Here is a 24,687-nt window from a genome sequence, read left to right on the forward strand (position 1 = left end):
CGGAACGGTCAGCAGCCCCAGCGCAGCGCGGCCGTACTCACCGGCGCGTCCCACAACCGCAGCAGCTCCTCGTCCACCTGGCAGAGCGTCACCGAGCAGCCTGCCATGTCGAGCGAGGTCACATAGTTGCCCACGAGGGTACGGGCGACGGCCACGCCACGCTCGGCCAGTACCCGCTGCACCTCGGCATTGAAGCCGTACAGCTCCAGCAGGGGAGTCGCCCCGGCCCCGTTCACCAGTGCGAGTACCGGAAGATCCGGCCGCAGATCCTCCAGGACGGCGTTCACCGCGTAGTCCGCGATCTCCCGCGAGGTCATCATCCCGCGCCGCTCACGACCCGGCTCGCCGTGGATCCCGACGCCCAACTCCAGCTGACCGGACGGGAGATCGAAGGTGGGGCCGCCCTTGGCAGGCGTACTGCAGGCGCTCAGGGCCACCCCGAAGGACCGCGTACCGGTACATACCTTCCGGGCGACGGCCTCCACCCGCTCCAGCGGCGCGCCCTCGTCGGCCGCGGCCCCCGCCAGCTTCTCCACGAAGAGAGTGCCCCCCGTGCCACGGCGGCCGGCGGTGAACGTGCTGTCGCTCACCGCCACGTCATCGTTGACCAGCACCTTGGCGACCCGTACGCCTTCGTCCTCGGCGAGCTCGGCCGCCATGTCGAAGTTGAGCACGTCGCCCGTGTAGTTCTTCACGATGAACAGCACGCCTTCACCGCTGTCGACGGCTGCCGCTGCCCGCACCATCTGATCGGGCACCGGTGACGTGAACACCTCGCCGGGGCAGGCGGCGGAGAGCATCCCGCGCCCGACGAACCCACCGTGCAGCGGCTCGTGCCCCGACCCGCCGCCCGAGACCAGCGCGACCTTTCCGGCCACGGGTGCGTCGCCCCGTACGATCACACGGTTCTCGACATCGACGGACAGCTCCGGATGCGCGGCGGCCATTCCGCGCAGGGCGTCCGCGACCACGGTTTCCGGGACATTGATCAGCATTCTCATTGGTGTCCTCCAGTCACGCGAGCAGGTAGGCCTGCGCTGTATCTTCCCTGTTCAAGAAGATTTCAGCAGCTATTGATCCTGGCGGTTCGCGGTGGGGACCGCCGAGGTCCGCGGGGCCGGTGCTGATCCGTCTGCCTCACAGTTCGATGACAAGCCTCCCGGTCGCGGCCCGGGAGACGCACAACGCGATCTGAGTGCCCGATGCCTTGTCGGCTGCGGACAGGCAGTTGTCACGGTGCGCGGGCACCCCCTCCAGGACTCCCGAGACACAAGAGCCGCAGATGCCTTCCTCGCAGGACTTGAAGACGTCTATCCCGTTCTCCTCCAATACCGAAAGGATCGAGCGGCCCACAGGGACCTCCCACTTCTCGCCGGTGTCCAACTCGACCGTGAAGGGCTGGTCGGCGCTGGTGTCGGTCTCCTGCGCCGTGAAGTTCTCGATGTGGATGTGACCGGTGCCGATCACGGGCGCGAACACAGCGGAGACCTGCTCCATGAAACCCCGCGGCCCGCACGTGTAGACGTGTGAGCCGGGAGTCGCAGCGGCGGCCGGGGCAGCCAGCACAGCGGGCTGTTCAGCGCGGGGCACACCCAGCCTCAGTTCTACCCGGCCCCGGAACCCCACCCGGTTCTCCAGCAGTTCGACGAAGGCGGCCTCCTCACGGCAGCGGGCGAAGTAGTACAGCTGGAACTCCTCCCCGCGGCGGTGCAGCTCGTACGCCATGCTCAGCAGCGGCGTGATGCCGATGCCGCCGGCCACCAGGATGTGCCGGTCGGCGTCTTCCGCGACCGCGAGCAGGTTGCGAGGCGCACCGACTTCGAGCAGATCTCCCTTGACGACGTGGTGCAGTGCCTCGGAGCCGCCACGCGACTGACGCTCCCGCTTCACCGCGATCAGCAGCGACGACGGGTCGTCCGGCGGACCGCACAGGGAGTACTGGCGCAGCACTCCGGTCGGGCCTGTCACATCGACGTGTGCTCCGGCCCGGTACGGGGTGAAGGGCACGCCGTCCTCCCTGACCAGGCGGAGGGAACGGATCTGCGGGGTCTCCGACACGATGTCGGAGACCCGTGCCCTGACGCTCACAGCAGGAACCCGGCAGCCGGCACGGCGTCCTCGCTGTCCACCAGACGCACGACCTTCAGTGCGATCCGGTCACCGTCATCCGCCAGCCGGACGCGATGTGTGACCTCCCCGGCCCACAGGTCGTGCCTGCCGCGCTTGTAGGCGACCAGCACCTGTGCCGAGCGCAGGGTCACTTCGTCGTCGCCGGCCTCCTCGACCACGAAACGGGACACCGTACGGACGGTGCGGGCGGCGTCGACTGCGGCAATCGCGTAGCCCTCCGTCATCCGGGTCACTCGCATCTGCCGCATGGGGGCGTCGTCGTAGACCATGTTGAGGCTGTTGGCGAAGTCCTCGGTCCGCGCGTCGATCGGGATGACGTACAGGCCGTCGGCGCAGTAGAGGTTCTGCCATTCCCCGTACTGCTTCCGGTCGAGGAGGTCGGCCTCGCGCCAGATCAGTTGGACCGCCCGGATCACGCGGGAGTCGGTCAGCCCGGGCCGGGGGCCGGAGGAGGTCATGAGAGTCTCAGTCATCGCTCATCATCTGCTTCCACTTGTCGTACGCCGCACGCATGCCGGTCTCGTCGGTGACGTGGGAGGTGGGCCAGCCCTCAGGGCTCGCGTTCTCGCGTGCCAGACCCCGGTTGACCAGGATCGGCATGTCGGGGGCGGCCTGTGCGCCCCGCTGGACCCGGTCCCAGCCCTCGGCGTCGTCGGGGCTGCCGAAACCGAACGGGCCCTGGAAGTGCTCGTGGATGCGCAGGCGCTCACGATTGACCGGGTCCGCGATCCCGGCCGGGCCGTCCGGTCCGAGAGCCACGTGTTCGATGAGGGTTTCGTCGGCCGCGATGGGGCGCAGCACGCGGAGAAACGAGTTCGACATCGACACGTTCGGGAAGAGGTTCAGGTTGAAACCGGTGCCGTGCATGGCGCGCACCAGCTTGCGGATCGCCGGGCCGTCGAGGCCGGCCTCCTCGAGCTCCGTGACGAGAGTGGCGAAACGCGCCTGGAGCGGCTCGCTGCCGTCGTCGACGTCGAGGTCGGAGTGCCCGGGCACCATCTGCATGACGCTGTGCCCGTTGCCCAGACTATGGGTGACCGCGGACGGGTCGGTCATGAAGGACATCATGTCCGCGGTCTCCGCGTCGACCGAGGCCATCCACGATCGGTGCACGATCGGGAAGTGGTACCCGTCGGTGGTGTTCTCCAACTGGATCTTCCAGTTGCCCCGGAACCTGAACTGATGGGTGCCGAGGACCTTGACGGGGTAGCCGCCGCCCTGCTTCATGAAGCGGTCGATCCACACCTTCACGTCGCCCAGAGAGTCCTCGAGCGACTCGATGGAGTCGTTGAAGGTGGCGAACACCATGCCCCCGTACGACTCGGTGCGCAGCCTGCGCAGCGAGAGCTCCCCTTTCTCCAGGACGCCTTCGTAGCCGTCCGGGTACGGGATGCCGCGAAGCTTGCCGTCCAGGCCGTATGACCAGGCGTGGTAGGGGCAGGTGAAGCCATTGGCGTGCCCGGTGCGCTGCTCGCACAGGCTGGCGCCGCGGTGCCGGCACCGGTTGAGCAGGGTGTTGATGGTGCCCTTGCGGTCCTTGGTCACGATGACCGGCTGGCGCCCCACGTACGTGGACTTGAAGCTGCCGGCCTTCGGGAGTTCGCTCTCATGGGCGACCCACACCCACGTGCGCTCGAAGACCTTCGTCATTTCCAGCTCGAAGAGCCGGGGGTCGGTGTACATCCGTCCCGCGACGCGGTCCTCGCCCACCAGGTCACTCGGGGGCAGGCCATGGACGTTGTCCGGGGTGAACTCGACTGTCATGGGAGTGTCCTCCAGGTTCGGGGAGAGGGCCCGGTCGCGGGGAGCGCGCAGTCAGGGGGAGGCCGGGAACGGTGGAGGGCCGGCCTCCACCTCGCCGACGAGGCAACGTCGAACGAGCCGGAGCCCCGCATGCCCTCCTCTGTCGGTGCACATGACGCTAAGCAAGCGCCGGCCACCGGCCAATTGGGAAAGGCATCGTCAGACATAGGGGATTTCCTCAGTCAGGTGCAGGCGGGCCGGCCCGGTGCCGGCCTGAACGTGCGACCGTGCTGCCGGCGGGGGGCGCAGCCGCAGACCGGCACCGGAGTAGGGGAAATCCTCAACGACGCCGGAGTAAGTCTCGATACCGCTCGCAGCGCCCGGCGCTCTACCGTCGGGACATCCGGGCGAGACCCGGAGCGCCCAGCTCCCGGCAGGAGGAACGGTGGCAGAGAAGCGCACTCAACTGACCACAAAACAGAGGCTGTTCCGCGATGCGATGGCCAATCTCTCCGCAGGAGTCAATATCGTCACCACGGACGGCCCCGGTGGTCGTGCCGGGATCACCGTGAGCGCGGTGTGCTCCGTCACGGACACACCGCCCACCATGCTCGTCTGCGTCAACCGGTCGAGCCGTAGCCACGACATCTTCCGCGCCAACGAACACCTCTGCATCAACGTGCTCGGAACGGAGCACGAAGACGTCGCCATGGCGTTCGCCGGACGGGTACCGGCGGAGCAGCGGTTCAGCGTGACCGGCGACGTCTGGGACCACTCCCACGGTGTGCCGTTGCTGCGCGGATCCGCCGCGTCGGTCCTCGGGCGAGTCACCGGGACCGTGGAACGCGGTTCGCACACAGTGATGTTCGTCGAGGTGGACCAGGTCGTACCCGGGCAGGACAGCGAAGGCAGTCTCGTCTACTACCGGCGCCGATTCCACCCCGTGCCCACGCCGTTGAGCGCGTGACGAGCGGAACATGATGGACAAGGACGCCACGCGCATGACGCTCACCTGCTACACCGACACGTTCAACTACGGCTGGCGGCACGTGGATCTCTTCACCCGCGACGCAGTCGGCCGGGAGCTCAACTGGGTCCACTGGACCGTGCCCGCCGACGGCCCTGAAGCGGCCGACGCGGCGACCAGGTCCGTGGAGCCGGCACTGCGCCGCACATCCGGCTGGCGCCACCGTGTGAGCGCGGCCGGCATGGACTACTGGGAGGCCGAGGCGGAGTGGGACGAGTCATGAACCTGTATGCACCTTGGTCCCTGCGCGCACTGGTCAAGGACCTGGCCACCGGCGCCACCACCCCACAGGCGGCTCTCGACCGGGCGCGTGCCCGGATCGCCGCGACCGAGCCCGACGTCGCTGCCTGGGTCGTCCGAAGCCCCGCACCCGACCGGGCGTCGTCCGCCGGTGTCCTGGGCGGCGTACCGCTGGGCGTCAAGGACATCATCGATGTCGCGGGGCTTCCCACCCGGTGCGGTTCGGCGCTGCGGGCCGATGCCCCACCCGCCCGGGCCGACGCACCGATCGTCAGCGCGTGGCGCCGGGCCGGTGCCGTCGTCATCGGGAAGACCGTGACCACAGAGTTCGCGTTCTTCGCCCCCGGCCCCACGCACAACCCGGCCGCGAGCGCGCATACGCCAGGCGGCTCGTCCAGCGGTTCGGCCGCGGCCGTGGCCGCCGGCCAAGTGCCGCTCGCCATCGGTTCACAGACAGCGGGCTCCGTCACCCGCCCCGCCGCGTACTGCGGTGTGGCCTCGCTGGTGATGACGCACGGACGGTTCTCCGTGGACGGAGTGGTCGGTCTCAGCCCCAGCCTGGACAGCCATGGTGTCTACGCTGCGTCCGCCGCCGATCTCGCGGTCGCATGGATGGCGCTCGATGGTGGCGGGCCCGTCGCCTTGCCCAGGCGCCCGCCGCGCGTGCTGCTGTGGTCGGCCGAACCGATCGGCGTGGTCCAGGACGGGATGCGCCACGCCCTGGAGACGCTCCGAGAGCGGCTCACCGACGGCGGAGCCGTGGTGGACGACTTTCCTGAGGAACGGCTCGTCGCCGAGGTCACCGCGGCACATCCCGTTGTGATGGCGTACGAGGCGGCACGTGAGCGGGCCGAGGAACTTCCGGCTGCCGACCGGCTCAGTGAACCCCTGGCCGACCTCCTCCGTACCGGGGCGCGAACGCCGGACGCCGAGTACCACGACGCCAGGAAGACCGTGGAAAGTGCCCGCATCCGCATCGCCGAGCTCCTGACGTCGTACGACGCGATCGTCGGCCCTGCCGCGCCCGGTGCCGCCCCCGAGGGGCTGTCTGCCACCGGGAATCCGGTACTGAGCCGTGCCTGGCAGGCCTGGGGCCTGCCGGCCGTGGCGGTACCCGGCCTGCGGGATGCCGACGGACTGCCGCTCGGCATCCAGGCGGTCGGCCGCGCACACCACGAAGGAAGCTTGCTCACCCACGCCACCTGGATCGAAAGCCGGCTGGCCTGACAGAGACCCGCAGCCCGCGCCGCAGCCCGGCGCCAGTTCACCAGAAGGAGAAGAGCCGTGACCGACCAGGAGACAATCGCCGCGCTCGTACGACGGGTCGGCGCGCTGGAGGCCGAGGCCGACATCCGCAGACTCCAGGCCCGCTACATGTTCCTGTGCGACACACCGTGCCCCGAGTACGGCGTACGCGACGACTCCCATCGCATCGACTTGATCATGGAGCTCTACACCGAGGACGCCGTCTGGGAAGGCGTGGGCGAGTACTACGACCACCAGTTCGGCCGTGCTGAGGGCCACGCGGCCGTACGGCGTCACTTCGAGGCGTTCTGGGAGCAGGGGAAGGACCCGAACCTGGTACTCAACGCGCACTACCTGACGTCGGAACAGATCCATGTCACCGGCGACAGGGCCACCGGCCAATGGATCCACATACAGCCCTGGCTCTACTCCGACGGCACCGCGCTGCTCCGCTCCAGTCGGCTCGACAACGCCTTCCGCAGGGCAAACGGAGCCTGGAAGATCAGCCGCACTCGGACGGAGAACGTCTTCATCGCGCCGTTGACCAAGGACTTCGCTGACGACTTCCCCTCGGTGTCGGCACTGATGCGGCCTTGACCGGCGCCCTTATTCGGTAAACCCCTCCGGACTTTTCGTTACTGGCCAGTAGGTAATTACTGTCTCCGTCTCCGATATGCAAGGCCTTTACGCGACGCATCTTCGAGTGAAACATTGGGACACGCTCAGCCGCGCAACCGCAGTGAATCCCTCATTCAGCGTCGTACCGCCACAGCGCCAGGTGGCGGAGCCTCCGGGGTCCGGTGCGGTGTTCGCCGGACCCCAGCCGCTCGGAAGCGAGAAACGATGACCGCGACTGCGCTCACCCAGAACACCGGAGGGGAACGGTCCCGAGCGGGCGGCACGGCACGCGAGCCCGCCGACCTCGTCTATGTGCTGGACGACGACCAGCAGCTGTGCCTGTCGCTCGCTTGGCTGCTGGAGTCGGTGAACATCAGCACGGCGTGCTTCACCGCCGCGGACGCCTTCCTCGCCGCCTTCGATCCGGAGCGCCCGGCCTGCCTGGTACTGGATGTCCGCATGCCGGGCACCGGCGGGTTCCGGGTGCAGGAACTCCTCAACTCCCAGGAGTCCGTGCTTCCCGTCGTGTTCGTGTCGGCGCACGGCGACATCGCCATGTCCGTCCGGGCGTTGCAGCAGGGGGCGGTCGACTTCCTGGAGAAGCCGTACGATCCCCAGCGGATGCTCGAAGTCGTGCAGGGGGCTCTGCGAACGGCGAGCGAGCGCTATGCGCGGCGGGCTGAACGCAGGGCCGTAGAGGAAAGGCTCTCTCAGCTGAGCCCGCGCGAGAGCGAGATACTCCGGCGGGTCATCGCCGGAGAGCCGAGCAAGACGATCGCCAGGGCGCTCGGCATCAGCCTCAAGACGGTGGACGCCCACCGGGCCAAGATCAGGGAGAAGACCTCGGCAGACACCCTGGGCTCACTCATCGGCGACATGATGCGCTGCGGGCTCGACCAGTCCAAGGTGTGATACCCGGTGCCTCAGCCACACGGCACGGCCCGCCTCGACCACGTGTCCGCCTTCGCGCCAGCGGACCTGGCGCGGCTGTTCACCGCGATCGAACACTGCGTGCTCGTTCATGACGCGCGGACCAAGAACATCCTCTGGGCCAACCCGGCGGCCTGCGCGGCCCTCGGTTTCACCCTCGATGAGCTGATCCCGCTGAAGGCCCCCGACATGAGCTCCCGTGCCCGTCCCTACCGGCGGGAGACCGGGGTGGCGTGGCTCCAGCGCGCAGTCGACGAGGGCGTCAGCACCGTGGAGTGGTGCTACCGCTCGAAAGACGGACAGGACATCTGGAGCGAGGCACGCGCCGTTCGAGTGGACCTGGCGCGCGGGCCGGTCGTCATGGTCCAGTTCCGCGACATCGCCGAGGAGAAGGCCACACGCCGGGACCTGAGCCGTACGGAGGGGCGGCTCCAGGCATTTCTGCGCAACCTGGACGAGGGCATCGTCGTGCTCGACGACGACGGGCGCGTGCTGTTCGCCAGCGAGTCGGCGGTCAACCTGCTCGGCCGCGACCCGGGAGCCCTTGCGGCAGCCGACTTCGCTGCCTTCCTGGCACCGGACTCGGCGGCTGTGCTCCAGGAACTGCTCGCCACTGCAGGAGGACATGGTGGCCAACCCACCGACGGGCGCTACCGGTTGGCCATCTCCGGCGCGGAGGACACCACGGCGGACCGCTGGTTCGCGGTCCGCTGCCAGTACATCGACATCCAGCACGACCTCCGGGGGCTGCTGCTCCTCTTCCACGACATCACGGCCACGGTGCGCGCCGAGGAGGAACACCGCCGTGATGCGCAGTACCTCAATCACCTTGCCCGGTACAACGCCATGGGCGACATGGCCATGGCGATCGCGCACGAGGTCAGCCAGCCCATCTCCGCCGCGCACAATTTCGTGGCAGGTGTGCGGGGCCGTCTCGACAGGGACGACTCCGCCGACGGTCAGCTCAACTGGGGGCTGGAGGCGGCCACGCGCCAACTGGACCGCGCCGCACAGATACTCCGGAGCCTTCGCGCATACGTCGTGCGGCTGGAGCAGTCGCAGCAACGGGTCGACCTGAACGACATCGTGGCCGATTGCACCTACTTCATCGATGTACGCGCCCGCCAGCACTCGGTGACCCTGCGCTGGGAACGGACGGACGAGCCACTCCCCGTGCACTGCGAGACGGTCCTGATCGGTCAGGTCGTGATGAACCTGGCGTTCAACGCCATCGAGGAGATGGCCGACTGGCCCCCCGAACAGCGGACAGTGGAGGTCCGGACGGACCGGCAGGGCGACTTCGCCGAGGTCTGTGTCGTGGACGCCGGCAAAGGGCTGGCCGACCTGCACGTCGACCGGATCTTCGACGGCGCGTTCAGCTCGAAGGGCAACGGCCACGGCATCGGCCTCGCCCTGAGCCACCGCATCATCACCCGGCACGGCGGAGAGATCGAGGCCGCAGACAACACGCCCCGTGGGGCGGCCTTCCGCTTCCGGCTGCCGCTGGCCGAATCAAGTCCGTAAAGCTCTCGTGTCGCGCGGTGGCCGAAGCCGGTATGCCGTTCCCGCTCGTCCGGCTCCGGCGGTGCGGCACGGCCGGGACGCCGCGTATGAGGGAAATCCCCAACAGGGAATGTCCGACTTCCCAATTGAGCTGTCTGGCGACCGTGCATACCTTGAAGGGGAGGCGATGCGCAGGAGTCGCCCGGCCGTTGTCAGAGGACTTTTCATGACGCATACGCTGGACAATTTCACGTCATCGGCTGCTCCGGTGGAGAAGCCGAACGAAGAGACATTCGACCGCGTTCTTGAATTGGTGGCGCAGCGGCGCGACGAATTCGAGGAGAAACGGCATGTTCCCCGGGACATGATCGCCGAGTTCAAGAAGGCGGGGATCTACCGGGCCGGCGCACCACGAAGGTTCGGCGGTGAACCACTGCCGCCGGCCCGCTTTCTCCGGCTGATCGAGCGGATCTCCGCCGTCGACGCATCCGCCGGGTGGGTCGCGAGTTTCGGCTCGTCCCTGATGTATCTTGCCGCGCTTCCCCTGGACACCCAGGCCGAGCTCTACGCGAATGGTCCCGATCTCGCCTTCGCCGGTGGCCTGTTCCCCGTCCAGCAGACCGAGCCTGTCAGCGGCGGTCACAAGATCTCCGGGCGCTGGAAGTTCGCCAGCGGCTGCCTGGGCGCGGACGTGCTGGGCGTGGGGATCAGGACCGGTGAGGACCGGGCGGGCCGGCCGCGTACGGCGCTGCTGCGACCCGATCAGGTCGAGATCGCCGAGAACTGGAACGTCATCGGTATGCGGGGGACCGGTAGCCATGACCTTGTCGTCGACGGTGTGGTGGTCCCCGGGGAGTGGACGTTCGTCCGCGGCGGAGCGCCCACCGTCGACGAGCCGCTCTACCGCTATCCGGCGGTCCCCTACGCCGCGCAGGTACTGGCAGTGGTCGGCCTCGGGGTGGCCCGCGCCGCCCTCGACCAGGTGATCGCCGAGGGCGGCCGGGCGAGTCACACGGGTGGGCCGGTGGCCGCCGATCGCGCCTCGTACCGCATCTCAGCCGCGCAGGCCGAGGCACAACTGCGGTCGGTGCGTGCCTTCTTCTACGACACCACGGAGGAGGTGTGGCAGACCGTCGAACGCGGCGACAGTCCCACCCCGCAGCAGGCCAGTCTCCTGCGCCTTGCCTCGGCACACGTTGCCAAGACCTCGTTCGAGGTCGTCCGGGCCGCCTATCAGCTCGCGGGTATCCGCGCCATCGCCGACGGCAGCATCATGCAGCGCTGTCTGAGGGATGCCTCGGTGGTTCCTCAGCACGCGTTCCTCCAAGAGGGCATGTACGACGGCGCAGGCGCTGTCCTCATGGGGGCCCAGCCCTTCCCCGGATACCTCTGACCTCCTCAGCGAGTCCTTCTCGCGTCATCCCCGCCACCACCGCTTGGAAAGGCACGATCAATATGTCCGCAACCGCCGGCGCCCCCCTGCGTGTTCTCTTCTGTATCGGAGTCAACCAGAACTTCTTCGACCTCCCGACGGGGCAGCACAAGACGGTCTGGGACGCCACAGTGAACATGCTCAAGCAGCTGCACGACCTGCCGGGCGTCGACGTGCTCGGCACGATGGACGACGACCAGCACATGGTCGGCCCGTCCGATTCCTGGCCGTGGACCTGCTATGTCCTGGCGGATGTCGCGGACCAGTCCACGGTCGCCGAGGCCTGCAACCTCTTCCGCACCGTCCAGGTCGGTGAGTACGGGTTGTGGCGGTACATGAAGATCGAGGCCCGCGTCGGCCGCTCGCTGCCGGGCGTGACGCGATGAACCCCGGGCAAGCCGGTACGAGTACTGATTGCGGCACCCGCCAGGTGGCGCTGGTCACCGGTGCGGCAGGCGGACTGGGCAGCTGTATCGCCACGCGTTTTCACGACAGGGGCTTTCGGGTCGCCCTGACCGATCTGGACGCCGGCGCGGCCGGTGCCGCAGCCGCCGCACTGGATCCCACGGGCGCGAGGGCCGTCGGACTGGGCCTGGATGTACGCGACAAGGAAGCCTTCCGTAACGTGCTCGACAAGCTGGTCGCGCGGTGGGGCTCCGTGCACGTACTGGTGAACAACGCAGGACACTCCAAGATCGAGGCCCTGATGGACATCACCCCGGAGAGCTTCTCCGGCGTGGTCGGCACGAACCTCAACGGCACGTTCTACGGATGCCAGGTATTCGGCCACTACTTCGCCGAGCGCGGCTACGGACGCATCGTCAACGTCGCCTCACTCGCGGGCCAGAACGGCGGCACGGCGACAGGCGCGCACTATGCCGCGGCCAAGGGCGGCGTCGCCACGCTGACCAAGGTCTTCGCCCGCGACCTGGGCCCACGGGGGGTGACGGTCAATGCCATCTCACCCGGCCCGCAGGACCTTCCCGTCGTACGTCGAACCGTCGACCCTGACAAGCTGGCGCAGACCGAGGCCATGATTCCGGTAGGCAGACTGGGACGCCCGGAATTCATCGCGGACATGGCCGTTCTGCTGTCGTCGGAGCACGCGGACACGGTCACGGGCGCATGCTGGGACGCCAACGGCGGCCTGTACATGCGGTGACGCTCCGCAGCCCCGAGCAGCGCTCACCCCGCCGGGGCGGGCAGGGCGCCTGCGATCACCGGACCTTGTCCGTCGCGAACTCTTTGGGAACGCTACCCGTCAGATATGAATCTCTTGCAAGCAAGTATTTGTGTCGGATGGAATCGATTCATGTGCTGGGGCGCAGAAAAACAGGCCCCTTGGAGCCTCATGAAGATAGTCGGAGTCTCATAAAGATAGTCGGAGCCTCATGAAGATTGCCCGGGTGGAGGCTATTCCCTTCGCCATCCCGTACGCCGAGCCGCTGAGGTTCGCAAGCGGTGAAGTGCACACGGCTGACCATGTGCTGGTGCGCGTACACACGGACGAAGGTCTGGTCGGAACGGCCGAGGCGCCGCCACGTCCGTACACCTACGGCGAGACCCAGGAGTCCATCGTCGCGGTCATCGACAAGATCTTCGCGCCGCAGATCCTGGGCCTGACGGCCCTGGAACGTGAAGTCGTGCACGAACGTCTCGACCGCACCGTCGGCAATCCTGCGGCCAAGTCGGCCATCGACATGGCGTTGTGGGACATCGTCGGCCAGACCGCCGTCATGCCGGTGTCGGGGCTGCTCGGTGGTTACACCGACCGCATGAGGGTGAGCCACATGGTGGGGTTCGCCCCAGCGGCGGAGATGGTCGCCGAGGCGGAGCGGATCCGCGAGGTGCACGGCATCACCACGTTCAAGGTCAAGGTCGGACGCCGGCCGTACGGCGTTGATGTCGCCGCCTGCCGCGCACTGCGCGACGCGCTGGGGCCGGACGTCAGTCTGTACGTCGACGGCAACCGTGGCTGGTCACCGTCCGAGTCCGTGCGCGCCCTGCGTGAGATGGACGACCTCGGCCTGCTCTTCGCCGAGGAACTCTGCCCGGCTGACGACGTGTTGGGGCGACGGTGGCTGGTGGAACGCTGCCCCGTCCCGTTCATCGCGGACGATAGCGCCACCCGCGCCGCCGAGGTGACCCGCGAGCTGCTCGCAGGTTCGGCCTCCGCCATCAGCATCAAGACCGCTCGCACCGGATTCACCGCCTCTCAGCGTGTGCTGCACGAGTGCGAAGGGCTGGGCGTGGAGGTCGTGATGGGCAATCAGATCGACGGCCAGATCGGCACCTTGTGCACGGTCGCCTTCGGAGCCGCCCATCGCACCGCCGCCCGCCACCCCGGTGAGTTGTCGAACTTCCTCGGCATGACCGACGACTTGCTGACCGAACCGCTGACCATCGAGCACGGCACGCTGCGCGTCCGTGAGGGCCATGGACTCGGCATCGACATCGACCCCGAGAAGCTCGCCCGTTACCGGCTGGATCGCTGAGCCGGCGATCCGGAACAACACAGACAGGGACGCATCGCCATGACAGAAATCGTCACGGACACCGCCGCGGCCTCCGGGGCCGCCGCCACCGAGCAGTTCCGCAGCCGGCAGGGCAGCGGGGTCCCGGGGGCTGACACTCAGCGTGTCGACACCCTGGTCACCGAACTGCTCACCGCCACCCACGACATCATCCGCCGCCACAAGGTGACGTACGAGGAGTACAACGCGCTCAAAGCTTGGCTGATCCGGGTCGGCGAGGACGGCGAGTGGCCCCTGTTCCTGGACGTGTGGGTGGAGCACGTCGTCGAGGAAGTCGCAGGGGAGAGCCGCGAGGGCAGCAAGGGGACCATCGAGGGTCCGTACTACGTGCCGGACGCGCCCGCCCTGCCCGCCGAGGCGGCCCTGCCCATGCGGCAGGACGAGACGGGCACCCCGCTGGTCTTCCAGGGGCAGGTCACCAGTGTGGACGGGAGTGCGCTCGCGGCGGCCAAGGTGGAGATCTGGCAGGCCGACGCTGCCGGCTACTACTCGCAGTTCGCACCGGACCTGCCCCAGTGGAATCTGCGCGGCACGGTGATCGCCGACGAGTCCGGCTGCTTCAAGATCCGCACCATTCAGCCCGCGCCGTACCAGATCCCGACCGACGGCGCCTGCGGCAGCCTCGTAGCCACGGCGGGCTGGCACCCCTGGCGCCCGGCCCATCTGCACCTGAAGGTGTCCGCACCCGGGCACCGACTCATCACCACGCAGCTGTACTTCAGGGGCGGCGAGCACGTCGACGACGACATCGCCTCCGCGGTCAAGCCCGCGCTGATCCTGGACCCGAAGCCGGCCGGTTCCGGCAACGACCACGAAGTCACCTACGACTTCGTCCTCGACAGGGCGTGAGGCATCGTGTTGTTCGCCGTGCGCATGGACGTGAACATTCCCCGGGACCTCGATCCGGATGAGCGGGCGGACCTGGTGTCCCGCGAGAAGGCGTACTGCCAAGACCTGCAGAAGTCGGGGAAGTGGGTGCACATCTGGCGGTGCGTCGGCCAGTACGCCAACGTCAGTGTCTTCGACGTCGCCGACAACGAGGCCCTGCACCGGCTGCTGTGGGATCTGCCCCTTTTCCCCTACATGACGATCGACGTCACCCCACTGGCTCAGCATCCTTCCGCTCTGGCTGCCGACCGGGTACGCGCGTGAGAGCCAAGGTGGCGGCCACCGCGGCGGAGGCGGGGGCCGCCACCAGTGAGGCTGCGTGATCGGCCAGCGGATGTCTGGGTCTGCTCGTTGTTGCCCGGGAGCGAGGGCTGTGCCTGGTCTGAACCCGCCGTGACCAGACGCCGGCACGGACGCTCAAATTTCGTGGCGCGTTGCGCGTCTTGCGGCTGGGCAGCCTTGCTGCGCCCCCTGTTCACGGGTAGTGCCCTCGGCTGAATTCAACGGGAGCACGTCAGCCATCGGGGTGAGTTTCATGCGTGGTTAGCGCGGAGGGGCGGCTGGCGGGCCACTTCGGTCCATGCTCGGTTTGCCGGGCATCCCGCGTTCCATTCGGAGCCCACAGCCGCACGTCCGCTCCCGTGAGGCAAAGCAACGAAGGGACTGGTCGTGATGGAGCGCACTGAGAACGTGGGGATGGAGTTCACCAGCGATCAGAGCGAACGGGCCGTTCGGCCTATCGGGCATCTGGCCCCCCGGGGCCTGGCTGGTGGGCGGCCGTGTGGTTTCCCAGCGGCGGGGGACTACTGAGAGGGACTGGTTATTCGTACGGGGCCCATGGCCAGAAACAGCGGCAAGTGACGAGTCGGTCGGACGGGAGTGGCTGTTCAGTGCTGGCGAAGCAGAAGAGGCGGCTGGAACGGAGTGCGCGGCGGACTGCGGAGGCAGGTGCCGAGAGCTTGGATGCGCGTCTGCCGCTCGCTGAGGCGGCCAAGTCCATGCTGCGCAAGATTTTCCCGGATCATTGGTCATTTTTGCTGGGTGAGCTGGCGCTCTACAGTTTTATTGTCCTGATCGTCACTGGCGTTTACCTCACTCTCTTTTTCGATCCGTCGATGACCGAAACTGTCTACCACGGTTCCTACCGGCCCCTCGATGGTCTGCTGACCTCGCAGGCATACGCCTCGACACTGGATATCAGCTTCGGCGTCCGCGGCGGCCTGCTGGCCCGCCAGATCCACCACTGGGCGGCAGACGTCTTCGTTGCCGCTATCGGCGTGCACATGCTCCGTATCTTTTTCACCGGGTCCTTCCGCCGGCCGCGGGAGGTCAACTGGGTGGTCGGGGTCACGCTGTTCCTGCTGGCGATGCTGGAAGGGTTCGCGGGCTACTCGCTCCCCGACGACCTGCTGTCCGGAACGGGACTCCGCACAGCGCAGGGCATCGTGCTGTCGATCCCTGTCGTGGGCACGTACCTCAGCTTCTTCCTTTTCGGAGGCGAGTTTCCGGGTGAGCGCATTGTGCCCCGGCTTTACGTGACGCACATTCTCCTCGTCCCCGGGATCCTTTTCGCCCTGATCACCGTCCATCTCACACTTGTCGTGTATTTGAAGCACACACAATGGGCGGGCCCCGGCCGAACGGGGCGCAATGTGGTCGGAAAGCCCCTGTTCCCGCAGTACGCCGCCAAGTCGACAGGGCTTTTCTTCCTTGTGTTCAGCGTTCTCGCCTTCCTGGGCGCCCTTGCTCAGATCAACCCCATCTGGTCGTACGGGCCTTACCGCCCGGATCAGGTCTCCACGGGCTCGCAGCCCGACTGGTACGTGGGCTTCCTGGAGGGGGCCCTGCGGCTCATGCCGGGCACCGAGACGCGACTGTGGGGCCACACCCTCATGTGGAACCCACTGGTGCCGGGCATCGTCCTGCCCGGGCTGCTGTTTCTGATCCTCTACGCCTATCCGTTCTTCGAACGATGGATCACCGTCGGCAGTGGAGAGCACCATCTGTGCGACCGCCCTCACGATCAGCCGGTACGCACGGGCCTGGGCGCGGCCGCGGTGAGCTGTTACGCGGTGCTCCTGCTGGCCGGGGCACAGGACGTGCTCTCCTACCTCTCCCACACGCCGGTCCACGCGGTGACCTGGGGCCTGCGCGTTGCTTTCGTCGTGGTTCCGGTACTGACGTTCTGGCTGACCAAGCGGCTCTGTCTGGGGGCGCAGGCACGCAAGCGCGAGCGACTGACAGAAGGCGAAGCGACCGGAGAAGTCCGCCAGTCGGTCGCAGGCGGATATCACCCGGAGCACCAGGCAGTCACACGCGTCGAGCGGTACGAGATGCTCCTCAGGGACGTTCCGCTGCCGATGGCAGCTCCCATCCGGCCGGACTGCTCCCGCGCCCGCCGGGTTGTGCACAGGGCCCGCTCGGGGCTCAGTTACTGGTATTACGGTGACCGCGTCGACTACCCGGCCACAGCCGGGGAGCGGCAAAAGATCGCATCGGTGACGGCCGGGCCCCAACGCGAACGGCCCGACAGCTGAACTCGGCACGGGCGGCAGTATCGCGGACCGCCCTCAGGGCTCCTCGCTCAGGCGGGGTGGTCGAGCTCCTGGAAGACGAACCCGAAAATGCCCGGGGCCAGGACTCCGACTCCGATGATGCTCAGCCACAGTCCCTGGACCGCCCCGCAGGCGGTCAGCGCGGCCCCGGCAGCGCTGATGACGGGAAAGTAACTGCGTGCCGGGAAGAAGGCCCGTCGGCCGCCTGCTTCCTGCACGAGTGCCTGGGGGCGGTCCTCAGGACGGCGGCCTCTGCGCTCGTACTGCCGCCAGAGGAAGCCGGCGATGAGACCGGACATGAGAAACGAGATCAGCAGCGCGGCGGTGCCCGCCGGTTCGCGGGAGAACCACCAGTAGAGGGCCACGGTGACTCCGAAGAACACCGAGACCCCGCTGAACATCCACGCTTCGCCTTTCACTGTCCCGCCTTTCCCTGGTTGATTTTTCCGGGCGGCGGCACCTGCCCGGTGTAACGAGGCGGTGCCAGCGGATCGTTGGGTACGTCCGGGTGATGCAGATCGAAGGCCGGCGACTCCGACCGGACCCGTGGCAGCGCGTGGAAATTATGCCGGGGCGGCGGGCAGCTGGTGGCCCACTCCAGGGACCGCCCCCAGCCCCAGGGGTCCTCCACGGTGACCTTCTGGCCGTACCGGTGGGTCTTCCAGACGTTGTAGAGGAAGGGCAGCGTGGACAGCCCCAACAGGAATGCGCCGATGCTGGAGACCGTGTTGAGGGCGGTGAATCCGTCCGCTGCGAGATAGTCGGCGTAACGGCGCGGCATCCCTTGTTCGCCGAGCCAGTGCTGGACGAGGAAGGTGGTCTGGAAGCCGATGAAGAGCGTCCAGAAATGGATCTTTCCCAGTCGCTCGTCGAGCATCCGGCCAGTCATCTTGGGCCACCAGAAGTAGAAGCCTGCGAAGGTCGAGAAGACCACTGTCCCGAACAGTACGTAGTGCAGATGGGCGACGATGAAATAGCTGTCCGTCAGGTGGAAGTCGAGCGGCGGCGAAGCGATGAGAACGCCCGAAAGCCCGCCGAGAAGGAAAGTCACCAGGAACCCCATCGACCACAGCATCGGCGTCTCGAAGGAGAGCGAGCCATTGATCATTGTGCCGATCCAGTTGAAAAACTTCACGCCGGTCGGTACGGCGATCAAAAATGACATCAGCGAGAAGAACGGAAGCAGGACGGCACCGGTGGCGAACATGTGGTGTACCCATACGGTCGCGGACAGGCCAGTGATTGCCATCGTGGCCCCCACCAGCGATACATATCCGAAGATCGGCTTCCGGCTGAAGACGGGGATGATTTCGGTGATGATCCCGAAGAACGGCAGTGCCACGATGTAGACCTCGGGATGGCCGAAGAACCAGAAGAGGTGCTGCCACAACAGAGCCCCGCCGTTGGCCGCGTCGAAAATATGCGTACCGAACTTCCTGTCGGCCTCCAGAGCAAGCAGAATCGCCGTGAGGACAGGGAAGGCGAGTAGCGCCAGGATCGAGGTGAACAGCACGTTCCAGGTGAAAATCGGCATCCGGAACAAGGTCATGCCGGGCGCGCGAAGACAGATGATGGTGGTGATGAAATTAACTGAGCCCAGAATGGTGCTGAGACCGGCGACGGCCAGGCCCATCGCCCAGAAGTCGGGCCCGGTTCCGGGGGAGTGGACTGGGCCGTTGAGCGGCGCGTAGGCGAACCAGCCGAACGATGCTGCCCCATCGGAGGTCAGAAATCCGGAGACCACCATGAGGCCACCGAACAAATACACCCAGTAAGTGAACGCATTGAGCCGCGGAAAAGCGACGTCCGGCGCTCCGATCTGCAGAGGCATAATGGCATTCGCGAATCCCGTGAACGTGGGCGTGGCGAACAGCAGCATCATGATCGTTCCGTGGACCGTGAACAGCTCGTTGTACTCATGGTTCGTCACGACCTGAAGGCCGGGACGAGCGAGTTCGGAGCGCATGATCATCGCGAGAATGCCCGCGAAAAGGAAGAAGCCGAAGGACGTGACCAGGTACAGGTTCCCGATCACCTTGTGATCGGTGGTGGAGAGCCACCGGAGTACGGCCGAGCCCTGACCTACTCTGCGGTCCGTCCTCTCATCAGGTACTGCTTCAGGTGGACTGTCCGTCGGCGACATTCATCCTCCCGAGAGAGCCCAATCGCTGCTCTGGCTTTGTGCACTGGCACTGTTCCGGCAACTCTCGCACCGGGACGCGGCCTCACCCGGCACCCTTCCGGCGCGCCGCGAGCAGTTCTGTACGTCGCCGGGAAAGTGCCCGTACACCGTCCATGGCCGTTGTCCCGGCCGCCGTGTACCCACTCTGCGCGGTGCTGTGCGGCCGCAGGACTGGGTCTTTCCCGGGCGGGCCGGTAAGCCCCGTGCTACGCCCGGCGGGCGCCTGACTGCCATCGGGTGTTGGGTGGATACGGCGGCGGCCTGCTCGGCACAGCTGTCAGGTATTGAACGCCCGTGGCGGGGCCCGAGCCCGTGCCTGTCCTGGCGAACCATCGCGGCTGAGAGGAACGACCGTGGGCGTGCGCACCTGGATCGAGAACTGGCCGGTGTACCGGCAGCTGACGGGTGACGATCCGCTGGGCAGGGGCGCCGCCGCGCAGTCCCCCCGCAGCAGAAGCCTCCAGGCCCGCACCGGGACTGCGGACAAGGTCGTGAAATCCGTCTGCCCGTACTGTGCCGTCGGCTGCGCCCAGAACGTGTACGTCAAGGACGGCAAGGTCGTGCAGATCGAGGGCGATCCCGATTCGCCGGTAAGCCGCGGCCGGCTGTGCCCCAAGGGGTCGGCGACGCTCCAGCTCACCACGGGCGAGGCCCGGCGGTACGAGGTGCTCTACCGGCGCCCGTACGGCACCGACTGGGAGCGGTTGGACCTGGAGACGGCGATGGACATGGTCGCCGACCGGGTGGTCGCCACCCGGCGGGAGACCTGGCAGTGGGAGCAGGACGGCGCCACCGTCAACCGCACGCTCGGGATCGCCAGTCTGGGCGGGGCGACGCTGGACAACGAGGAGAACTACCTGATCAAGAAACTCTTCACCGGTCTCGGCGTGGTCCAGGTGGAGAACCAGGCCCGGGTGTGCCACAGCTCCACCGTGGCCGGCCTGGGCACCTCGTTCGGGCGGGGCGGGGCCACCACCTTTCTGCAGGATCTGCAGAACGCCGACTGCATCGTCATCGAGGGGTCGAACTTCGCCGAGGCGCACCCGGTGGGTTTCCAGTGGGTGATGGAGGCCAAGGCACGTGGTGCCAAGGTGATCCACGTCGATCCGCGATTCACCCGGACGAGTGCCCTGGCGGACCTGTACGTGCCGATCCGGGCCGGCAGCGACATCGCCTTCCTCGGCGGCATCATCAACCATGTCCTTCAAACGGGTTCGGACTTTCGCGAGTTCGTCCTGGAGTACACCAATGCCGCCGCACTCGTCTGCGAGGACTTCCAGGACACCGAGGACCTGGACGGCGTTTTCTCCGGGCTCAACGAGGAATCCGGGCATTACGACGTCGACAGCTGGCAGTACGAAGGCGCAGAGGTCCAGGCGGCATCGGGGGAACGGGACAAGCTGTACGAGGAGCGCTCCAAGGGCGGCAAGTCGGTCTCCGCTTCAGGACATTCCGAGTCCCATGGCTCCGGTGGCGCGGCGATCGCCGGGGAGCCCCACCGCGATCCGACGCTCCAGCACCCCCGCTGCGTCTACCAGGTCCTCAAGCGGCATTACGCCCGCTACACCCCCGAAATGGTCGAGGAGGTGTGCGGCATCCCGCCCGAGACCTTCCTCCAGGTCTGCCGGACTCTGATCGAGAACTCGGGCCGGGACCGTACGAGTGAGTTCGTCTACGCGGTGGGCTGGACCCAGCACACGGTGGGAGCGCAGTACATCCGGGCCGCGTGCGTGCTGCAACTGCTGCTGGGGAACATGGGGCGGCCCGGCGGCGGTATCCAGGCGCTGCGCGGTCACGCCAGCATCCAGGGGTCCAGCGACATTCCCACGCTGTTCAATCTGCTGCCGGGCTATCTGCCGATGCCGCACGCCCACACACACGAGGACCTGGACTCCTTCATCGCCGCGGTGAAAACCGACAAGGGCTTCTGGGGCAATATGCGCTCTTACATGGTGAGCCTCCTGAAGGCCTACTACGGCTCGGCGGCGAGTGCGGAGAACGACTTCTGCTTCGATCACCTGCCCCGGCTGACCGGGTCGCACAGTACGTACGAGACGGTGCTGGCCCAGATCGACGGGGAGTGCAGGGGCTACTTCCTGATGGGGGAGAACCCGGCGGTCGGGTCGGCGAACGCCAAGATGCAGCGGCTCGGCATGGCCGAGCTCGAATGGCTGGTGGTCCGGGACTTCTCGTTGATCGAGTCGGCGACGTGGTGGAAGGACGGCCCGGAGATCGCCACCGGTGAGATGCGGACCGAGGACATCGGAACCGAGGTGTTCTTCTTCCCCGCCGCCGCTCACACCGAGAAGGCCGGATCGTTCACCAACACCAACCGGATGCTGCAGTGGCACTTCGCCGCGAAGGAGCCGGACGGTGAGGCGCGCAGCGACCTGTGGTTCATGTACCACCTGGGCAAGCGGATCAAGCAGCGGCTGGCCGGCTCGACCGATGCGATGGACCGGCCCGTTCAGGACCTGACGTGGGACTACCCGACCGAGGGCTCGCTCGCCGAGCCCAGCGCCGAGGCGGTGCTGGCGGAGATCAACGGCCGGGCCGCCGGCGGTGAACCGCTGAGCGCCTACACGGAGCTGAAGGACGACGGCTCGACGTCGTGCGGCTGCTGGATCTACTGCGGCTCGTACGCCGACGGCGTCAACCAGGCCGCCCGCCGCAAGCCGCACACCGAGCAGAACTGGATGGCGCTGGAGTGGGGCTGGGCCTGGCCGGCCAACCGGAGGATCCTGTACAACCGCTGTTCCGCCGACCCGGACGGCAACCCCTGGAGTGACCGCAAGGCCCTGGTGTGGTGGGACGCCGGGCAGTCCAAGTGGACCGGCCATGACGTACCCGACTTCATCCCCGACCGGCCGCCGTCCTACCGGCCGCCCCAGGACGCCAAGGGCCCCGACGCCCTCAGCGGAGTGGACCCGTTCATCATGCAGGCGGACGGCAAAGGATGGCTGTACGCCCCCGCCGGCCTGGTGGACGGCCCCCTGCCGACCCACTACGAGCCGCAGGACTCACCCGTGCGCAACCCGCTGTACGGCAGACAGCAGCGAAGCCCCGTCCGGCAGATCTTCTCCCGCGAACAGAACCGATTCCATCCGAGCGGGGGCGAACCGGGCGCCGACGTCTACCCGTACGTGGTGACCACGTACCGGCTCACCGAGCACTTCACAGCCGGCGGCATGACCCGCTGGTCGCCCTATCTGGCCGAGCTGCAGCCGGAGATGTTCTGCGAGGTCTCCCCGGAGCTCGCCGCCGAGCGCGGGCTGGAACACGCCGGCTGGGCCACCCTGGTGACCGCGCGCGGAGCCATCGAGGCCCGGGTGCTGATCACCGAGCGCATGACCCCGATCAGAGCCGGCGGACGCACCATCCACCAGATCGGCCTGCCCTACCACTGGGGCCCCAACGGCTACACCACAGGCGACGCCGCGAACGAGCTGTCCGCCATCGCCCTCGATCCGAACGTGCATATCCAGGAGGTGAAGGCGTTGACGGCTGACATCCGGCCCGGCCGCCGCCCGCGCGGTCCCGCCCTGCTGGACCTCGTCGCCGGCTACCGGCAGCGGGCCGGCATCACCGGGCAGACCGGGACCGAGGTGCGGGGATGAGTTCGATCATCGGCCGCAACCTGCTCGCCGGAGCCGAGCCCGACCCGGCCGGCGACTCCGGCTACGGAGCCGGCCACCCCGAGCGGGTCGGCTTCTTCACCGACACCTCGGTCTGCATCGGCTGCAAGGCGTGCGAGGTGGCGTGCAAGGAGTGGAACGCCATCCCGGAGGACGGCCTGGAGCTCACCGGCATGTCGTACGACAACACTCAGGGCCTGGGCGCCGACACCTGGAGGCATGTCGCCTTCATCGAACAGAGCAAGCCTCTCGGCCAGGCGCAGGCAGGAGTCGACCACAGTGGCGTCGACGTGTTCGCGCTCGCCGCTCAGAGTTCCGAGACGCCTTCACAGACGGCGGCTGCCGCCCCCGCCACCCCCGGGCCGCCCGCTGCGGACGGCCGTACGGAGCTGCGCTGGCTGATGGCCTCCGACGTGTGCAAGCACTGCACCCACGCGGCCTGCCTGGACGTGTGTCCGACCGGGGCACTGTTCCGTACCGAGTTCGGCACGGTCGTCGTGCAGGAGGACATCTGCAACGGGTGTGGGTACTGCGTGCCCGCCTGCCCGTACGGCGTCATCGACCAGCGCAAGGAAGACGGCCGGGTGTGGAAGTGCACGATGTGTTACGACCGGCTCGGGGCAGGCCAGGAACCTGCCTGCGCAAAGGCGTGCCCGACCGACTCGATCCAGTTCGGACCGCTGGATGAACTGCGGGAGAAGGCGAAGGCCCGGGTGGAGCAGTTGCACGCCACCGGCGTCACCGACGCCCGCCTGTACGGCGAGAGCCCCGACGACGGAGTGGGCGGCGACGGAGCGTTCTTCCTGCTGCTGGACGAGCCCGAGGTCTACGGGCTGCCGCCGGCCCCCGTCGTCACCACGCGCGATCTGCCGTCCATGTGGCGCCACGCGGGCGTGGCCGCCGCAACCGTCCTGGGCGGGATCGCCACCGTCTTCGCCGCTCACGGCGCACAGCGGAAGGGTCTTCGATGAGCAGTTCAGGCGTCGGCAAGGACGGCGTGTACGGCGCGCGCCCGGGCAGTGAGGCCCTGATCGGGCAGGGTCTCGACGACCGGGGCGGCGGCAGACCCCGCCGCCGCGGCCGGCGACGGCGCAAGGGCGAGCAACTCATGGTGCCCGAGGCCGAGTTCACCTCCTACTACGGCCGGCCTGTGATCAAGGCGCCCCGATGGAAACCGCTGGACATCGCCGGGTACTTCTTCCTGGGCGGCCTGGCGGGGGCCGGCTCGGTGCTGGCCGCCGGAGCCCAGGCCACCGGGCGCCCTTTCATGGCCCGCGCCATGAAGATCTCCTCACTCGTAGCCATCACCGGGTCCACCGCCGCCCTCATTCACGACCTCGGACGGCCCGAGCGCTTCTACAACATGCTGCGCGTCGTACGTCCCACGTCACCGATGAACATGGGTTCCTGGCTGCTGTCGGCCTACGCTCCTGCCGCCGGGGCCGCCGCCTTCCTGGACGTCACCGGCACACTGCCGCGCGTCGGCCGTACGGCCACCGCCGGCGCCGCCCTGCTCGGGCCGGCTGTCGCCGCCTACACCGCCGTGCTCGCCACCAACACCGCGGTGCCCGCCTGGCATGACGGCTACCGCGAGATGCCCTTTGTCTTCACCGGCTCCGCCACCACCGCCGCGGCGGGCATGGCCCTGATCGCCTCCCCCGTTGCCGAGAACGGCCCGGCCGTCAGCGCCGCCGTATTCGGTGCGGTACTGGAGGCCGGTGCGGTGAAGCTGATGGAGCACCGGCTCGGCATGGTCGCCGAGCCCTACCGGCAGGGCGGAGCCGGGCGTCTGATGCGCCTGGCGGAAGGCATGGCGATCGCGGGTGCGGCCGGTGCCGCGCTCTTCGGACGCCGTAACCGCGCTGCCGCAGCGGTCAGCGGGGCGGCGCTGCTGGCCGCGTCGGCCTGCACCCGCTTCGGCATCTTCCATGCCGGGATCGCGTCGGCCAATGACCCCAAGTACACGGTCCTGCCCCAGAAGGAGAGGCTGCGAAACTAACGAGCCCGTTGCCGGTCCTGCCCCCT

Annotated in this window: 22 protein-coding genes; 16 read left to right on the plus strand and 6 right to left on the minus strand. The window is 67.7% G+C overall.

Annotation, left to right across the window (positions count from 1 at the left end; genetic code table 11):
* Window positions 1–8: 8 nt before the first annotated feature.
* From dhaK to OG452_RS32580, 4 genes are all read right to left on the minus strand, one after another.
* On the minus strand, window positions 9–1,001 hold the full coding sequence (gene dhaK, locus OG452_RS32565; RefSeq protein WP_327299131.1) for a dihydroxyacetone kinase subunit DhaK: 993 nt from the start codon (window positions 999–1,001) through the stop codon (window positions 9–11).
* Window positions 1,002–1,137: 136 nt separating this feature from the next.
* Complete coding sequence (locus OG452_RS32570; protein ID WP_327299132.1) at window positions 1,138–2,088, minus strand: PDR/VanB family oxidoreductase; 951 nt, start codon at window positions 2,086–2,088, stop codon at window positions 1,138–1,140.
* On the minus strand, window positions 2,085–2,603 hold the full coding sequence (locus tag OG452_RS32575; RefSeq protein ID WP_327299133.1) for an aromatic-ring-hydroxylating dioxygenase subunit beta: 519 nt from the start codon (window positions 2,601–2,603) through the stop codon (window positions 2,085–2,087). Before OG452_RS32575 ends, OG452_RS32570 begins: the two co-directional genes overlap by 4 nt.
* Complete coding sequence (locus OG452_RS32580; protein ID WP_327299134.1) at window positions 2,596–3,894, minus strand: aromatic ring-hydroxylating oxygenase subunit alpha; 1,299 nt, start codon at window positions 3,892–3,894, stop codon at window positions 2,596–2,598. The genes OG452_RS32575 and OG452_RS32580 overlap by 8 nt, the downstream gene beginning before the upstream one ends.
* 424 nt (window positions 3,895–4,318) lie before the next feature.
* On the opposite strand from OG452_RS32580, the gene OG452_RS32585 reads away from it, so the two are divergent.
* The 13 genes from OG452_RS32585 (at window position 4,319) to qcrB (ending at window position 16,827) form a co-directional block, all read left to right on the plus strand.
* Window positions 4,319–4,840, plus strand: a complete 522-nt coding sequence (locus tag OG452_RS32585) for a flavin reductase (protein ID WP_327299135.1) — start codon at window positions 4,319–4,321, stop codon at window positions 4,838–4,840.
* 10 nt (window positions 4,841–4,850) lie between these two features.
* Window positions 4,851–5,123, plus strand: a complete 273-nt coding sequence (locus OG452_RS32590; protein ID WP_327299136.1) for a hypothetical protein — start codon at window positions 4,851–4,853, stop codon at window positions 5,121–5,123.
* On the plus strand, window positions 5,120–6,367 hold the full coding sequence (locus OG452_RS32595) for an amidase (RefSeq protein WP_327299137.1): 1,248 nt from the start codon (window positions 5,120–5,122) through the stop codon (window positions 6,365–6,367). Before OG452_RS32590 ends, OG452_RS32595 begins: the two co-directional genes overlap by 4 nt.
* A 57-nt stretch (window positions 6,368–6,424) precedes the next feature.
* Window positions 6,425–6,982 carry a nuclear transport factor 2 family protein gene (locus OG452_RS32600; RefSeq protein WP_327299138.1) on the plus strand — a complete coding sequence of 186 codons (558 nt, stop codon included), beginning with the start codon at window positions 6,425–6,427 and terminating at the stop codon, window positions 6,980–6,982.
* 246 nt (window positions 6,983–7,228) lie between these two features.
* Window positions 7,229–7,915 carry a response regulator transcription factor gene (locus OG452_RS32605; RefSeq protein ID WP_327299139.1) on the plus strand — a complete coding sequence of 229 codons (687 nt, stop codon included), beginning with the start codon at window positions 7,229–7,231 and terminating at the stop codon, window positions 7,913–7,915.
* Between the two features lie 6 nt (window positions 7,916–7,921).
* A complete protein-coding gene (locus OG452_RS32610) occupies window positions 7,922–9,457 on the plus strand; it encodes an ATP-binding protein (RefSeq protein ID WP_327299140.1) in 1,536 nt (511 codons plus the stop codon).
* A 205-nt stretch (window positions 9,458–9,662) separates the two neighbouring features.
* Entirely contained in the window at window positions 9,663–10,829 is a 1,167-nt protein-coding gene (locus OG452_RS32615; protein ID WP_327299141.1) for an acyl-CoA dehydrogenase family protein, read from the plus strand.
* A gap of 62 nt (window positions 10,830–10,891) precedes the next feature.
* Window positions 10,892–11,254 carry a hypothetical protein gene (locus tag OG452_RS32620; protein WP_327299142.1) on the plus strand — a complete coding sequence of 121 codons (363 nt, stop codon included), beginning with the start codon at window positions 10,892–10,894 and terminating at the stop codon, window positions 11,252–11,254.
* A complete protein-coding gene (locus OG452_RS32625) occupies window positions 11,251–12,030 on the plus strand; it encodes an SDR family NAD(P)-dependent oxidoreductase (RefSeq protein WP_327299143.1) in 780 nt (259 codons plus the stop codon). Before OG452_RS32620 ends, OG452_RS32625 begins: the two co-directional genes overlap by 4 nt.
* Before the next feature lie 229 nt (window positions 12,031–12,259).
* The gene (locus OG452_RS32630; protein ID WP_327299144.1) at window positions 12,260–13,363 is read left to right on the plus strand and encodes a mandelate racemase/muconate lactonizing enzyme family protein; all 1,104 of its coding nucleotides are present in this window, start codon (window positions 12,260–12,262) and stop codon (window positions 13,361–13,363) included.
* 39 nt (window positions 13,364–13,402) lie between these two features.
* A complete protein-coding gene (gene catA, locus OG452_RS32635) occupies window positions 13,403–14,251 on the plus strand; it encodes a catechol 1,2-dioxygenase (RefSeq protein WP_327299145.1) in 849 nt (282 codons plus the stop codon).
* A 6-nt stretch (window positions 14,252–14,257) separates the two neighbouring features.
* A complete protein-coding gene (catC, locus tag OG452_RS32640; protein WP_327299146.1) occupies window positions 14,258–14,554 on the plus strand; it encodes a muconolactone Delta-isomerase in 297 nt (98 codons plus the stop codon).
* A gap of 734 nt (window positions 14,555–15,288) precedes the next feature.
* On the plus strand, window positions 15,289–16,827 hold the full coding sequence (qcrB, locus tag OG452_RS32645) for a cytochrome bc1 complex cytochrome b subunit (RefSeq protein ID WP_327299857.1): 1,539 nt from the start codon (window positions 15,289–15,291) through the stop codon (window positions 16,825–16,827).
* 47 nt (window positions 16,828–16,874) lie between these two features.
* Here qcrB and ctaF read toward each other — a convergent pair whose 3' ends face one another.
* Window positions 16,875–17,264 carry an aa3-type cytochrome oxidase subunit IV gene (gene ctaF, locus OG452_RS32650; protein WP_327299147.1) on the minus strand — a complete coding sequence of 130 codons (390 nt, stop codon included), beginning with the start codon at window positions 17,262–17,264 and terminating at the stop codon, window positions 16,875–16,877.
* Entirely contained in the window at window positions 17,261–18,988 is a 1,728-nt protein-coding gene (ctaD, locus tag OG452_RS32655; protein WP_327299148.1) for an aa3-type cytochrome oxidase subunit I, read from the minus strand. The genes ctaF and ctaD overlap by 4 nt, the downstream gene beginning before the upstream one ends.
* Window positions 18,989–19,380: 392 nt before the next feature.
* Here ctaD and fdh point away from each other — a divergent pair, with 392 nt between their 5' ends.
* From fdh to nrfD, 3 genes are read left to right on the plus strand one after another with little or no spacing between them, the layout of a single operon-like run.
* Window positions 19,381–22,644 carry a formate dehydrogenase gene (gene fdh / locus OG452_RS32660; protein WP_327299149.1) on the plus strand — a complete coding sequence of 1,088 codons (3,264 nt, stop codon included), beginning with the start codon at window positions 19,381–19,383 and terminating at the stop codon, window positions 22,642–22,644.
* On the plus strand, window positions 22,641–23,633 hold the full coding sequence (locus tag OG452_RS32665) for a 4Fe-4S dicluster domain-containing protein (RefSeq protein WP_327299150.1): 993 nt from the start codon (window positions 22,641–22,643) through the stop codon (window positions 23,631–23,633). The genes fdh and OG452_RS32665 overlap by 4 nt, the downstream gene beginning before the upstream one ends.
* Complete coding sequence (nrfD, locus tag OG452_RS32670; protein ID WP_327299151.1) at window positions 23,630–24,661, plus strand: NrfD/PsrC family molybdoenzyme membrane anchor subunit; 1,032 nt, start codon at window positions 23,630–23,632, stop codon at window positions 24,659–24,661. The genes OG452_RS32665 and nrfD overlap by 4 nt, the downstream gene beginning before the upstream one ends.
* Window positions 24,662–24,687 lie beyond the last annotated feature (26 nt).

Origin of the sequence: Streptomyces sp. NBC_01197, from assembly GCF_036010505.1 — a bacterium.
In the GTDB taxonomy this organism is placed as follows: domain Bacteria; phylum Actinomycetota; class Actinomycetes; order Streptomycetales; family Streptomycetaceae; genus Streptomyces.

Coding starts and splice junctions, on each gene's coding strand:
- ctaD (WP_327299148.1), bottom strand. CDS start 18,988: ATGTCGCCGACGGACAGTCCACCTGAAGCAGTACCTGATGAGAGGACG.
- OG452_RS32630 (WP_327299144.1), top strand. CDS start 12,260: ATGAAGATTGCCCGGGTGGAGGCTATTCCCTTCGCCATCCCGTACGCC.
- OG452_RS32575 (WP_327299133.1), bottom strand. CDS start 2,603: ATGACTGAGACTCTCATGACCTCCTCCGGCCCCCGGCCCGGGCTGACC.
- catA (WP_327299145.1), top strand. CDS start 13,403: ATGACAGAAATCGTCACGGACACCGCCGCGGCCTCCGGGGCCGCCGCC.
- dhaK (WP_327299131.1), bottom strand. CDS start 1,001: ATGAGAATGCTGATCAATGTCCCGGAAACCGTGGTCGCGGACGCCCTG.
- OG452_RS32665 (WP_327299150.1), top strand. CDS start 22,641: ATGAGTTCGATCATCGGCCGCAACCTGCTCGCCGGAGCCGAGCCCGAC.
- OG452_RS32590 (WP_327299136.1), top strand. CDS start 4,851: ATGATGGACAAGGACGCCACGCGCATGACGCTCACCTGCTACACCGAC.
- nrfD (WP_327299151.1), top strand. CDS start 23,630: ATGAGCAGTTCAGGCGTCGGCAAGGACGGCGTGTACGGCGCGCGCCCG.
- OG452_RS32625 (WP_327299143.1), top strand. CDS start 11,251: ATGAACCCCGGGCAAGCCGGTACGAGTACTGATTGCGGCACCCGCCAG.
- OG452_RS32615 (WP_327299141.1), top strand. CDS start 9,663: ATGACGCATACGCTGGACAATTTCACGTCATCGGCTGCTCCGGTGGAG.
- OG452_RS32580 (WP_327299134.1), bottom strand. CDS start 3,894: ATGACAGTCGAGTTCACCCCGGACAACGTCCATGGCCTGCCCCCGAGT.
- qcrB (WP_327299857.1), top strand. CDS start 15,289: ATGCTGCGCAAGATTTTCCCGGATCATTGGTCATTTTTGCTGGGTGAG.
- OG452_RS32605 (WP_327299139.1), top strand. CDS start 7,229: ATGACCGCGACTGCGCTCACCCAGAACACCGGAGGGGAACGGTCCCGA.
- OG452_RS32620 (WP_327299142.1), top strand. CDS start 10,892: ATGTCCGCAACCGCCGGCGCCCCCCTGCGTGTTCTCTTCTGTATCGGA.
- OG452_RS32595 (WP_327299137.1), top strand. CDS start 5,120: ATGAACCTGTATGCACCTTGGTCCCTGCGCGCACTGGTCAAGGACCTG.